This window comes from Pseudomonas sp. RAC1 (assembly GCF_030658255.1).
In the GTDB taxonomy this organism is placed as follows: domain Bacteria; phylum Pseudomonadota; class Gammaproteobacteria; order Pseudomonadales; family Pseudomonadaceae; genus Aquipseudomonas; species Aquipseudomonas boreofloridensis.
In genome coordinates this window covers 42,211-55,208 of record NZ_JAUTXS020000027.1, presented here as the reverse complement: position 1 = coordinate 55,208, position 12,998 = coordinate 42,211, and the positions used below count along the sequence as shown (strand labels likewise).

The 12,998-nt window shown below is 63.8% G+C and carries 12 protein-coding genes; 3 read left to right on the top strand and 9 right to left on the bottom strand.

Annotation, left to right across the window (positions count from 1 at the left end):
* Positions 1-34: 34 nt before the first annotated feature.
* The 3 genes from Q7C30_RS08130 to metG form a co-directional block, all read right to left on the bottom strand.
* Positions 35-205: a hypothetical protein gene (locus Q7C30_RS08130; protein ID WP_029613231.1), complete on the bottom strand. Its 171-nt coding sequence runs from the start codon at positions 203-205 to the stop codon at positions 35-37.
* 104 nt (positions 206-309) lie between these two features.
* On the bottom strand, positions 310-948 hold the full coding sequence (nth, locus tag Q7C30_RS08125) for an endonuclease III (RefSeq protein ID WP_039575953.1): 639 nt from the start codon (positions 946-948) through the stop codon (positions 310-312).
* Positions 949-1,034: 86 nt separating this feature from the next.
* Entirely contained in the window at positions 1,035-3,074 is a 2,040-nt protein-coding gene (metG, locus tag Q7C30_RS08120) for a methionine--tRNA ligase (protein WP_317871216.1), read from the bottom strand.
* Positions 3,075-3,233: 159 nt separating this feature from the next.
* Here metG and apbC point away from each other — a divergent pair, with 159 nt between their 5' ends.
* Positions 3,234-4,328 (top strand): iron-sulfur cluster carrier protein ApbC, encoded by a 1,095-nt coding sequence (apbC, locus tag Q7C30_RS08115; protein ID WP_317871215.1) that lies wholly within the window; start codon positions 3,234-3,236, stop codon positions 4,326-4,328.
* Positions 4,329-4,448: 120 nt separating this feature from the next.
* Here apbC and Q7C30_RS08110 read toward each other — a convergent pair whose 3' ends face one another.
* The gene (locus tag Q7C30_RS08110; RefSeq protein WP_016488765.1) at positions 4,449-4,658 is read right to left on the bottom strand and encodes a cold-shock protein; all 210 of its coding nucleotides are present in this window, start codon (positions 4,656-4,658) and stop codon (positions 4,449-4,451) included.
* 323 nt (positions 4,659-4,981) lie between these two features.
* Here Q7C30_RS08110 and dcd point away from each other — a divergent pair, with 323 nt between their 5' ends.
* Both dcd and Q7C30_RS08100 read left to right on the top strand, forming a co-directional pair.
* Positions 4,982-5,548 (top strand): dCTP deaminase, encoded by a 567-nt coding sequence (dcd, locus tag Q7C30_RS08105; protein ID WP_029613227.1) that lies wholly within the window; start codon positions 4,982-4,984, stop codon positions 5,546-5,548.
* A 95-nt stretch (positions 5,549-5,643) separates the two neighbouring features.
* Positions 5,644-5,847: a hypothetical protein gene (locus Q7C30_RS08100; protein WP_029613226.1), complete on the top strand. Its 204-nt coding sequence runs from the start codon at positions 5,644-5,646 to the stop codon at positions 5,845-5,847.
* Here the strand turns inward: Q7C30_RS08100 and pdeM are convergent, their stop codons facing one another.
* The 5 genes from pdeM to Q7C30_RS08075 form a co-directional block, all read right to left on the bottom strand.
* Entirely contained in the window at positions 5,848-6,504 is a 657-nt protein-coding gene (pdeM, locus tag Q7C30_RS08095) for a ligase-associated DNA damage response endonuclease PdeM (RefSeq protein ID WP_317871295.1), read from the bottom strand.
* A gap of 35 nt (positions 6,505-6,539) precedes the next feature.
* Positions 6,540-8,990 (bottom strand): ligase-associated DNA damage response DEXH box helicase, encoded by a 2,451-nt coding sequence (locus Q7C30_RS08090; RefSeq protein WP_295481353.1) that lies wholly within the window; start codon positions 8,988-8,990, stop codon positions 6,540-6,542.
* A gap of 68 nt (positions 8,991-9,058) precedes the next feature.
* Entirely contained in the window at positions 9,059-10,174 is a 1,116-nt protein-coding gene (locus tag Q7C30_RS08085; protein WP_317871214.1) for a M14 family metallopeptidase, read from the bottom strand.
* Positions 10,175-10,277: 103 nt separating this feature from the next.
* On the bottom strand, positions 10,278-11,942 hold the full coding sequence (locus Q7C30_RS08080; RefSeq protein WP_317871213.1) for an ATP-dependent DNA ligase: 1,665 nt from the start codon (positions 11,940-11,942) through the stop codon (positions 10,278-10,280).
* Positions 11,939-12,955: a ligase-associated DNA damage response exonuclease gene (locus Q7C30_RS08075; RefSeq protein ID WP_317871212.1), complete on the bottom strand. Its 1,017-nt coding sequence runs from the start codon at positions 12,953-12,955 to the stop codon at positions 11,939-11,941. Before Q7C30_RS08075 ends, Q7C30_RS08080 begins: the two co-directional genes overlap by 4 nt.
* Positions 12,956-12,998: the final 43 nt, after the last annotated feature.

Here is a 12,998-nt window from a genome sequence, read left to right as displayed (position 1 = left end):
GGGCCTCTAGGGCAGGAGGCCTGCGTGCCACGGGCTACAGGTCGTAATCGAAGTCGGCCAATTGCCGCTGCAAGCGCCGTTCTTCGAGCAAGTTGTCGATAGTGCGGCGTTTGCTCAGGTTGGTTTTGGCAGGTTCCACCTGCGGTTCTGCGTCGTCTTCCGCGACGAAGTCCTCGTCGATCAATTCGTCTTTATCGGTGCTCATGCATCGCTCCAAGCCAAGGGGCCATTGGCCGTCCTTATAGCGAGAATCGCAGAACCGGTAAAAAAGATTTTTTCAATCGGGCATCATGATTTTTTGCTAAAGCGTCAATCGTCCGAGGTCTTGTGCCGATACTCGCACAAGTCCTCGATCCGGCAACTGCCGCAGCGGGGCTTGCGTGCCTGGCAGACGTAACGGCCGTGGAGGATCAGCCAGTGGTGGGCGTCGAGCAGGTAATCCTTCGGCACGAACTTCAGCAGCTTCTTCTCCACCTCCAGGACGGTCTTGCCTGGCGCAACCCCTGTGCGGTTGCTGACCCTGAAAATGTGGGTATCCACTGCCATCGCCAATTGCCGAAAGGCCGTATTGAGGACCACGTTGGCTGTCTTGCGGCCCACACCGGGCAGGGCCTCCAGCGCTTCGCGCGTCTGCGGCACCTCGCTACCGTGCTGCTCGATGAGCAGGCGGCACGTTTCGATGACGTTCTTGGCCTTGCTGTTGTACAGGCCGATGGTCTTGATGTACTCGCTCAACCCCGCCACGCCCAGGGCGAAAATGGCTTCAGGGGTATTGGCCACCGGATACAGCCGGGCGGTAGCCTTGTTCACACCCACATCGGTCGCTTGCGCGGACAGAATCACCGCGATCAGCAGTTCGAAGGGGGTGGTGTAGGCCAGTTCGGTTTTTGGATCGGGGTTGTCTTCGTGCAGCCTGCGAAAGATCTCCAGGCGTTTGGCGGCATTCATGAGGCCACGCATTCCTCGGCGACGGAAAGGGGAGAGTCAGCGCTGCAGCCTGGGGCGTCGGAAGACGCCCCAGGCCGGGGGCCGGTTCACTTGATGCGTTGGCCTGGCTTGGCACCGCTGTCGGGGCTGAGCAGGTAGATTTCCTCGCCGCCGGGGCCAGCCGCCATGACCATGCCTTCGGAGACGCCGAAGCGCATTTTGCGCGGCTTGAGATTGGCGACCATCATCGTCAATCGGCCTTCGAGCTTGGAAGGGTCAGGATAGGCCGACTTGATGCCGGAGAACACGTTGCGCCGTTCATCGCCAATGTCCAGGGTCAGTTGCAGCAGCTTGTCGGCTCCGGCCACCGCCTCGGCTTTGACGATCAACGCGACACGCAGATCGACGGCAGCGAAGGTGTCGAACTCGATCTCAGCCGACAGCGGGTCTTTGCCCAATTCGCCATTGCCCGCCGGTGCCTGAGCGTCGGCGCTCAGCAAGTCTTCCTTGCTGGCGGCGATCATGGCCTCGACCTTGGCTGGCTCGATGCGGCTCATCAACGCCTTGAACGGGTTCAGGGTATGGTTTTCCAGGCGCGACAGGTGGTCGTTCCACGTCAGCGGTGCGACGTTCAGGAAGGCCTCGGCATCGGCGGCCAGCAGCGGCAGCACGGGTTTGAGGAAGATCACCAGTTGCCTGAACAGGTTGATGCCCTGGGCGCAGATGGCTTGGACCTCGTCCTGCTTGCCTTCCTGCTTGGCCAGGGACCAAGGGGCTTTATCGGCGATCCACGCATTGGCACGGTCGGCCAGGGCCATGATCTCGCGCATGGCGCGGCCGAAGTCGCGGGCTTCATAGGCGTCGGCGATGGACGGGGCGGCGGCGAGGAACGCTTCGGTGAGCTCCGGTGCCGCGTCGCCAGCGACCATCACGCCCTGGTTGCCCTTATGGATGAAGCCTGCGCAGCGGCTGGCGATGTTCACCACTTTGCCGACCAGGTCCGAGTTGACCTTCTGCACGAAGTCGTCGAGGTTCAGGTCGAGGTCGTCTACACCGCGTCCGAGCTTGGCCGCGTAGTAGTAACGCAGGTATTCGGGCTGCAGGTGATCCAGGTAGGTACGGGCCTTGATGAAGGTGCCGCGGGACTTGGACATCTTCGCGCCGTTGACGGTGAGGTAGCCGTGCACGTTCACCGCGGTCGGCTTGCGCAAGCCAGCGCCTTCGAGCATCGCGGGCCAGAACAGCGCGTGGAAGTTGACGATGTCCTTGCCGATGAAGTGGTACAGCTCGGCTTGCGAGCCTTCGTTCCAGAACGCGTCGAAGTCCAGATCCGGACGGCGAGCGCACAGGTTCTTGAAACTGGCCATGTAGCCGATCGGAGCGTCCAGCCAGACATAGAAGTACTTGCCGGGCTCGCCTGGAATCTCGAAGCCGAAGTAGGGGGCGTCACGGGAGATGTCCCACTCCTGAAGGCCCGCGTCCAACCACTCGGCCAGCTTGTTGGCCACCGCTTCCTGCAGGGTGCCGCTGCGGGTCCACTGCTGCAGCATGGCCTGGAAATCTGGCAGCTTGAAGAAGAAATGCTGGGAGTCGCGCAGTACTGGGGTGGCGCCGGAGATGGCCGACTTGGGGTTCTTCAGTTCGGTTGGCGCGTAGGTGGCACCGCATTTTTCGCAGTTGTCACCGTACTGGTCCTCGGCGGCGCACTTCGGGCAGGTGCCCTTGATGAAGCGATCGGCCAGGAACATACCCTTTTCCGGATCGAAATACTGGGTCACCGACCGATTGGCGATGTGCCCGGCTTCGCGCAGGCGGGTGTAGATCAGGCTCGACAGTTCACGGTTTTCTTCGCTGTGGGTCGAGTGGAAGTTGTCGAAGTCGACCAGGAAGTCTGCGAAGTCGCTGCTGTGCTCGGCCTGCACATTGGCGATCAACTGCTCGGGGGTGATGCCTTCCTTCTCCGCGCGCAGCATGATCGCCGAACCGTGGGCATCGTCGGCGCAGACATAGATGCACTGATTGCCGCGCAGCTTCTGGAAGCGCACCCACATGTCCGTCTGGATGTATTCCAGCATGTGGCCAAGGTGAATCGATCCATTGGCATAGGGCAGGGCGCTGGTGACGAGAATCTGACGTGGCTCGGACATGGTGGCTCGGCTACTTATCTGGCGACGGGTAAAAATGAGGATGATCGGCCACTATAAAGGGCTGGCGCAGATATTTCACCCCGCAGACGCATCTGTGCGCGCTCGCGGGTTAGCATAGGCGCCTGTTCCACTTTTCCGAAAAATGCCACGGGAGTCTCCATGAGTGCCGTCACACCCGCCGCCATCGAAGGCGTGCTTCGCCAGTACACCGACCCGTACCTGAACCAGGATCCGGTCAGCGCCGGCTGCGTGCGCGCCATCGACGTTCAAGACGGTCAGGTCAGTGTGCGCTTGCAGTTGGGTTACGCCGCCGGCCTGTTCACCAACGGCTGGGCTCAGGTGCTGCAGACGGCCATCGAGAACCTCGACGGCGTGACGTCGGCGCAGGTGCGCATCGACACGCAGATCGTTGCGCACAAGGCTCAAGCCCAGGTGCCGGCGCTGGCCAATGTGAAGAACGTCATCGCGGTGGCCTCGGGCAAGGGTGGCGTGGGCAAGTCGACCACTGCCGCCAACCTCGCCCTGGCCTTGGCGCGCGAGGGGGCGCGGGTGGGCATTCTCGATGCCGATATCTATGGGCCGAGCCAGGGCGTGATGTTCGGTATCCCGGAGGGTACGCGCCCGCAGATCCGTGATCAGAAGTGGTTCGTGCCGATCAAGGCCCATGGCGTCGAGGTGATGTCCATGGCGTTCCTCACTGACGACAACACGCCGATGGTCTGGCGCGGGCCGATGGTCTCCGGCGCCTTGCAGCAACTGGTCGCCCAGACCGCTTGGGACGATCTCGATTATCTGGTGATCGACATGCCGCCGGGCACTGGCGATATCCAGTTGACCCTGGCGCAGAAAGTGCCGGTGGTCGGTTCTGTGATAGTGACCACGCCTCAGGACTTGGCGTTGCTCGATGCCAAGAAGGGCGTCGAGATGTTCCGCAAGGTCAACATCCCGGTGCTGGGTGTGGTGGAGAACATGGCGGTGCACATCTGCTCGAATTGCGGCCATGCCGAGCACCTGTTCGGCGAAGGCGGTGGAGAGAAGCTGGCGAGCCAGTACGGGGTCGAGTTGCTGGCGTCGCTGCCGCTGTCCATGGTCATCCGTGAGCAGGCTGACAGTGGCAAGCCTACAGCTATCGCCGAGCCGGATAGCCAGATCGCCATGATCTATCAGGAACTGGCGCGTCAGGTCGGTGCGCGCATCGTGCTGCAAGAGGCCGCAGCACCGGCGATGCCGAGCATTACCATCAGCGAGGACTGATCCGGCACTTAGGATTGCATTGCGGGCTTGCCCGCGATGCATCCAGCGCTGACCCATTCGCAGCCATAAAAAAACCCGCCATAAGGCGGGTTCTTTTGAAAGCGAGGAAGCTAAATCGACTTAGGCGATTTGAACTTCTTCAGCCTGCATACCTTTCTGGCCGCGGGTAGCGACGAAGGTAACAGCCTGGCCTTCTTTCAGGGTTTTGAAGCCGTCAGCCTGGATGGCTTTGAAGTGTACGAACAGGTCGTCACCCGACTGAGGAGTGATGAAGCCGTAGCCCTTCTCATCGTTGAACCACTTGACGGTACCGGATTGGCGGTTGGACATGTGTCTGTCTCCTTGGACAAAGTAGATTTCGGCTCAGGAAACGCCCTGGCCGGGACTGAGTGCAAAGAGAGCGGAAAATTCAGCGATGGGCCGATCAGGATCGTGCATCTAACAGATTCTCGGTGTCACGTGCAGCACAGTGGCGTCACCTTACCCCACTTTCCGCAACCTGCCAATGGCCAACAGCGGCTTTGATGAAATTCGTCTCGGCCAAGCGCGAGCCCGTGCCGGGCGCGGGATAGGGCAGGGAACTTTATCGTGTCGGCCAGGACCGGTAAGATGCGCATCTCGTTTTCAATCTCGACCTTTCAGGACAACCCGCCATGAGCATCAAATCGGACAAGTGGATTCGCCGCATGGCGCAGGAACACGGCATGATCGAACCCTTCGTCGAACGCCAGGTGCGCGGTGAACAGGACAGCCGGGTGATTTCCTTCGGGGTGTCCAGCTACGGCTACGATGTGCGCTGCGCCGACGAGTTCAAGGTCTTCACCAACATCAACTCGGCGACGGTCGATCCGAAGAATTTCGACGAAGGCAGCTTCGTCGACATCAAGAGCGATGTCTGCATCATTCCGCCGAACTCCTTCGCCCTGGCGCGCACCGTCGAGTACTTCCGCATTCCCCGTGACGTGCTGACCATCTGCCTGGGCAAGAGCACCTACGCCCGCTGCGGGATCATCGTCAACGTCACGCCGCTGGAGCCTGAGTGGGAAGGTCACGTGACCCTCGAGTTCTCCAACACCACGACCCTGCCGGCGAAGATCTACGCCAACGAAGGCGTGGCGCAAATGCTGTTCCTGCAGTCCGATGAGGCCTGCGAAGTGTCGTACCGCGACCGTGGCGGCAAGTACCAGGGCCAACGTGGCGTGACCCTGCCGCGCACTTGAACCGACGAACCGGGGGAATTAGTTTCCCTTTTGATACTCCTACGAGGTAACTCCCCGGCGTGCATAACGCGCGCCGGCCTTGTCTGGAGCAGCCCATGAAACTCGACCCTGCAATCAGTGCCAAACTGGCTGGCCTGCAGCCGAACCAGATCGGCATGCTGGCGTGGAGCCTCCTTGCACACCCTCCGGTGCACTTGCATGCCGGCGGTGTACCACACCAGCCCGATCCCGATCCAGCGCCCACGGAGCCCGGCGAACCCACCATACCGGACCAGCCACCGCCGACCCCGATGGCCTGATCACCTGGGTAAGGCCCATACACGATCCCCACCGGCCACGAACAGGCGGGTGCCTGGAGAAGGGTCCACAGTCCAGCCTCCGGTGAACTCGCCGAAGGCTGGCAACAGGCTGACAGTGTTCTCAAAGACGAAACACGGCAGCCTCAGCCGTTGCCTACCGCGACCTTTGAGCACGCAGGCCGGGTGAACGTGTCCGGCGATCACTGGCAGCGTGGCGTGGGCTTTGGGTTCGTGTGCCAGCGCAAGACCGCCCATCACCCAGGGTTCCTCAACGACCTCGATCCCCAGTGTGTGCGGCGGGTCGCCTGCATGGCGATCATGATTACCCCGCACCAGAATCATCTTCAATTGCGGATGTCTGTCGCGCCACAGCGCCAGCCTGGCGAGCGTGGCCGGTGCCCGGGCGCTGCGCGCATGGAGAAAGTCGCCCAGTACGATCAGTTGTTGGCAATCGTAATGTTCCAGCAGCCGGTCCAGGCGCTCCAGCGTCGCGCTGGTGGTGCCTCGGGGCACTGGCTGGTGCAGGGCACGATAGCTGGCCGCCTTGCCGATGTGCACATCGGCCACCAGCAGCGCCCGTTGCGCCGGCCAGTAAAGCGCCTTGTCCGGTAATAGCCAGAGGGTTTCGCCGCAGTGCTCAATGACCAGATGTTGCACGTTCAGCGAGGCCTCCTCGACAGGGTGTGGGTGATTCACGGTCGGCTCGCCGCCTTCTCCAGGTCGGCCACCATCCGCGCGATACGATCGGCGAGCTTTTCGGTGCTCAGGGTCTCGCGCATCCCTTCGATCAGCAGTGCGAAAGCCAGTGGGCTGGGCCGTTGCAATGCATGCAGGTCCAGGCTCAGGCCTGCCAGTTTCTGCAATTGGTGACTCAGCCGCTCGATTTCCAGTTCTTCCATCAACACCTCGTCACGCGCCTGGCCCAGCAGCAGGTTATCCGCATCATGCTTGCGGAACACTTCGTAGAACAGACCGCTGGACGCTTGGATCTGACGGGTACTTTTCTGCGCTGCCGGGTAGCCGCCAAAGACCAGGCCGGCGATCTGGGCGATTTCTCGAAAGCGCCGCAGCGCCATTTCCCCCGCATTCAAGCTGGCAAGCACATCCTCGAGCAGATCATCGACCGTCAGCGCGGCGGGCAGATACGCTGCCCAGTCCACCGCGCTGGCGGCCAGCAATTCGAAGCCATAGTCGTTGACGGCGATCGAGACCGACAGCGGCTGCTGCCGGCTGACCCGCCAAGCGAGCAGATTGGCCAGTCCCAGGTTGGCCATGCGCCCGGCGAAGGGATAGACGAACAAGTGCCAGCCCTGGCGCGTATGCAGCGTCTCGGCCAGCAAGGTGCGTTGCGTGGGCAGCGCCGACCAACTGGCCTGAAGCGCCAGCAAGGGACGCACCGCGCGCATTTCCGGGCCTTCGTAATGGCCATGGGCCGCGGCATCCAGGCGCTCGACCAGGGCATCGGCCAGCTCGCTGGACAGCGGCATGCGCCCGCCATTCCAGCGCGCCACCGCCGCTTTGCGCGCCGTGCTGCGACGCACGTAGGCGGTCATGTTTTCCACCCGTACCAGCTCCAGGATGCGCCCGCCGAACAGCAGGGTATCGCCAGGCTTGAGACGGGCGATGAACGATTCTTCGACGCTGCCCAGCGACTTGCCGCCTCCGCCTTTGCTCCAGTATTTCAGTTGCAGGCTGGCATCGCTGACGATGGTGCCGATGCCTAAGCGATGGCGGCGTGCCAGCCGCTCGCTGGCCACGCGCCAGAGGCCATCGGGGTGAGCTTCGACGCGTTGGTAATCCGGGTAGGCCGTCAGCGAGCTGCCGCCATGGCGCACGAAGGCCAGTGCCCACTGCCACTGGGCGTCCTGCAAGTCCTGAAAGGCCCAGGTGCTGCGCACCTCCTCGAGTAACTGCTCAGGCCGGAACCCGCTGCCCAGCGCCATGCTGACCACGTGCTGGACCAGCACGTCCATGCTCAGCCGCGGCGAGCGACGCGCCTCGATGTGCCCGGCCGCCAAGGCTTGTCGAGCCGCGGCGGCCTCCACCAGTTCCAGGCTGTGGGTCGGTACCAAGGTGATGCGGGACGTCCTGCCTGGCGCGTGTCCCGACCGCCCGGCACGCTGCAGCAGGCGCGCGATGCCTTTGGCCGAACCGATCTGCAGCACCCGTTCGACTGGCAGGAAATCCACCCCCAAGTCCAGGCTCGAGGTGCAGATCACCGCTTTCAGCGTCCCCTGCTTGAGGCTGCGCTCCACCCAGTCGCGGGTGTGCCGGGCCAGCGACGCGTGGTGCAGTGCGATCAGGCCTGCCCAGTCGGGGCGGGCATCGAGCAGCGCCTGGTACCACAACTCGGCCTGGGCGCGGGTATTGGTGAACACCAGGCTGCTGGCGCTGGCCTCGAGCTCGGCGCTGACCTTGGTCAGCATCTTCAGCCCCATGTGCCCAGCCCAAGGAAATCGCTCGATTTCGTCCGGCAGCAAGGTATCGACCTGGATGCGTTTGTCCTGGCGCCCTTGCACCAGACGTCCGCCGCCAGGCAGCAGCACCTCCAGCGCGTGCGGCAGGTTGCCCAAAGTGGCCGACAGGCCCCAGACCACCAACTGTGGCTGCCAGCGCCGCAGGCGAGCCAGGGCCAGTTGCAACTGCACGCCACGCTTGTTGCCCAGCAGTTCATGCCACTCATCCACCACGATCATGCGCAGTTCGGCAAAGTCGCGCTCGGCGTGTTCACGGGTGAGCAGCAAGGTCAGGCTTTCCGGGGTGGTCACCAGCGCACTGGGCAGGCGTCGAGTCTGCCGTGCGCGCTCGGCGCTGGACGTGTCACCGCTGCGCACGCCGATGCTCCAAGGCAGCCCCAGCTCATCGACCGGTGCCTGCAAGGCGCGGGCGGTATCACTGGCCAGCGCACGCATGGGCGTGATCCATAACACCTGCAGCGGCGCCGGATGACGTCCACTCACAGGACGGGCGAAGGCTCGCAGGGCACCCAGCCAGACGGCGTAGGTCTTGCCGCTGCCGGTACTGGCATGCAGCAGGCCCGATTCGCCGCGCTCAATCGCTGCCCACACGGTGCGCTGGAAGGCGAAGGGCTTCCAGCGTCGGCTGCTGAACCAGGCGTTGGCGAGGTCGGGTGAGGTGGGCATCAGTGGCCGGTCTCGTCGAAGGCTGTGCTTCTACAGACCCGCCAGTGTGCGCTTTGGTTTGATTCGCGTCAGTTGGCCAGTAGATAGCCGCTACGGCACACCTGCTCGCCCGCGACATGGGCGATGACCATACCGGTCGTCGCCATGCGGCGCACGCTGCGTGCATAGAGCAGGCCGCCGTGTGCAGTGCTCACCGGGGTCACCTGGTCGTTGAGCGGGTCGATGATCTCAGCGACCTGCTGTCCCGGCTCCAGGTACTGTCCTGGCTTGGCGTGGAACACCAGCAGGCCACCACGTGGCGCCGCCAGCGGCTCGACCGCTGCCAGCGGCGTGGCAGGATACCGAAGCGGGGGGAGGGGGCTCGCCTGGCCCGCGATCACGCCCCGGTGCACGAGGAAATCGAGGATCGCCTGGCAATCCTGGCGGGCCAGTTCATGGTTGACGTCGGCCTGGCCGCGCAGCTCGACGGTGACCGCCACGCAGCCCAGGGGAATCGGGAAGCGCTTGGCGAAACGCTGCTGAAGTTGCCACCAGACCAGGCTGAAGCATTCGTCGAACGACTGCCCGCCCGAGTCGGTGGCCAGCAGGCTGGCCTGGGCGCCGAGATAGCGCGCCAGCGGCTCGACCTGCGGCCAGGCTTCGGGAGTGGTGTAGAGGTGTTCGACGGCCTCGAAGTCGCAGTGCAGGTCGAGCACCAGCTCAGCGTCGCAGGCCAGGCGCTGCAAGGTCAGGCGCTGGGCCTGCAGCGGCGTCACCGCCGGGTGGGCCTCCAGCCCGCGACGCAGGTATTTGCGGATCAAGGCGAGGTTGTGTTCAGGATCGTCGCTCAGCCGTGGTTCGATCTGATCGCCGATGCTGTCCGACAGGTCGACGAATTTGCGGTTGAAGTTCTCGCCACTGTGCAATTCGAAACGTCCCAGTGGCGCATCCAGCAGCACCTGCTCCAGACCCACCGGGTTGGCCACGGGCACCAGCACCACCTCGCGCTGTAGCAGGCCCTGCTGGTGCAAGTCCCGCAGACGCTGCTTCAGGTGCCAGGCGACCAGCATGCCGGGCAACTCATCGGCGTGCAGCGAGGCCTGGATATAGACTTTGCCTTGGCCTCGCGGGCCGAAGTGGAAGCTGTGCAAGTGACGGGTGACACCGGGAACCGGAGAGAGCAAGTCGTGGGTCAAGTGATGCATGGGAGTCCTGGGCTGCGCGGGCGTTGATCGTGGCGACTGGAAATAGAAGCACAAACTGAGCCTGCGTGCCTATGCACGTGAGCACCGGACACCGGCAAACGCGTCAGGTCGGACCGAGCAGACTCTGCAAGGTGGCCAAGTCGTCGGCCTCTTCCACGGACTTGTCCAGGCGCCAGCGCAGCATCCGTGGAAAGCGCACGGCGATCCCGCTCTTGTGACGTTTGGACAGGGCGATACCTTCGAAACCGAGCTCGAACACCAGGGTCGGCTTGACGCTGCGCACCGGGCCGAAGGTCTCCACGGTGGTCTTGCGGATGATCGCATCGACCTTGCGCATTTCTTCGTCGCTGAGCCCCGAATAGGCCTTGGCGAAGGGCACAAGCGTGCGTTGCGCAGCACCGGCCGGTGCATCCCAGACGGCGAAGGTGTAGTCGCTGTAAAGGCTGGCGCGGCGGCCATGGCCGCGCTGGGCATAGATCAGCACTGCATCGACGCTGAAGGGGTCGATCTTCCACTTCCACCACACGCCCAGATCCTTGGTGCGACCGACGCCATACAGTGCATCGCGCCGCTTGAGCATCAACCCTTCGACGCCAAGACTGCGCGACTGCTCGCGCTGTTCGGCCAGGCCCGCCCAGTCGTCTGCCTGCAGCAGAGGGGACAGCAGTACCGGCGCCAGCGGGTGTTCGTTCAGCAGACGTTCCAGCCCACTGCGCCGCTCGTGTTGCGGGCGGCTGCGCCAGTCTTCTCCCTGATACTCGAGCAGGTCGTAGGCCTGCAGCACCACCGGCGCATCGGCGAGCAGCTTCTTGCCGAGGATCTTGCGACCCAGGCGCTGCTGCAACAAGGCAAAAGGCTGCACCGCGGGCGCGTCTTGCGTAGTGCCAGGCTTCCACACCAGGATTTCGCCATCGAGTACCACGCCGTCCGGCAGGGTTTCGGCCAGGCTGTGCAGTTCGGGAAAACGCTCCGTGACCAATTCTTCGCCGCGCGACCAGATCCACAACTGGCCCTCGCGCTTGACCACCTGGGCACGGATACCGTCCCACTTCCATTCCACTTGCCAGTCTTCGACCGGGCCGATCAACGTGGCGAAGTCTTCCACCGGCGCTTGTAGGGCATGGGCCAGGAAGAATGGGTAGGGCTGTCCGCCACGTTGGGCGTGTTCGTCGTCCGATTCCGGGGCAATCAGTTTCAGGTAGCTGTCGGGCGTCGGTCGATGGCTGAGGTCGGTGTAGCCGACCAACCGTTGCGCCACACGCTTGGGGTCCAGGTCGCACAATTGGGCCAGTGCGCGAGTGACCAGCAGTTTCGACACCCCGACTCGGAAACTGCCGGTGATCAACTTCAGGCACAGCATGAGGCTGGGACGGTCCAGACGCAGCCACAGTTGCGGTAACCGTTCGCCAATCACCTCGGCGGGTTGCCCACGCAGGGGCAGCAGGTGCTGCTCGACCCACTGCGCCAGTCCTTCATCGCTGTCGTGATCGTGCTGTGGCAGGAGCAGGGAAATGGTTTCGGCCAGGTCGCCGACCGACTGGTAGCTCTCCTCGAACAACCAGTCCGGCAAGCCCGCCATGGCCGTGGCCAACTCGCGGAGCAAGCGGGTGGGCACCAGTTGCCGTGGGCGGCCGCCGGCCAGGAAATAGACCGCCCAGGCCGCGTCGGCGGCCGGTGCCTGGGCGAAGTAGTCGCGCAGGGCCTGTAGCTTGGCATTGCTCGAAGTGGTTGCGTCCAGGCGCAGGTAGAGCTCGGCGAAATCCTTCATGGTGCAGGCTCCGCAGCGGGGGCGTCATCCTCATCGCCGTATTCGGTAACGAAGGCGCGGGCGTCCAGGCTCTGTTCGCACAGGTAGCGCACCAGCACGCCGACCGAGCCGTGGGTGACCATCACCCGCTCGGCACCGGTTTGGCCGATGGCCCATAGCAGGCCGGGCCAGTCGGCATGGTCGGAGAGCACGAAGCCGCGGTCCACGCCACGCCGCCGACGGGTTCCGCGCAACAACATCCAGCCGCTGGCGAAGGCGTCGCTGTAGTCGCCGAAACGGCGCATCCAACTGCTGCCGCCGGCCGATGGCGGTGCCAGCACCAAGGCCTGGCGCATCAGCGGATCATTGCGCGGGATATCACCGGCATAGCGGGTTTCCGGAAGCGCGATACCGGCTTCGCGGTAGACCCGGTTCAGCGGCTCCACGGCGCCATGCACCAGAATCGGCCCGAGGCTGGCGTCCAGCCCATGGAGGATGCGCTGGGCCTTGCCGAAGGCATAGCAGAACAGCACGCTGGCCTTGCCCTGGTCGCGGTTGCTGCGCCACCAGGCGTTGATGTCGGCGAACACCTCGGCCTGGGAGGGCCAGCGATAGATCGGCAGACCGAAGGTGGATTCGGTGATGAAGGTGTGACAACGCACCGGCTCGAACGGCGCGCAGGTGCCGTCGGGCTCGACCTTGTAGTCGCCCGACGCCACCCACACCTCGCCCTCGTACTCCAGCCGTACCTGCGCCGAGCCGAGGACATGCCCGGCAGGATGGAAGCTCAAGGTCACGCCGTGGTGCACCAGACGCTCGCCGTACGGCAGGGTCTGCAGGTCGATGTCCTGGCCCAGCCGGCTGCGCAGAATACCGGCGCCGGGGGCTGCGCACAGGTAGTGTCCGTTGCCGGTGCGGGCATGGTCGCCGTGGCCGTGGGTGATCACCGCGCGCTCCACTGGCCGCCACGGATCGATGTAGAAATCTCCGGGTGGGCAATACAGGCCTTCGGGACGGGCGATCACGAGATCCATGGGCATTCGCGCTGGCTGGGGTTATTGCTTAGGAGCGCGACGT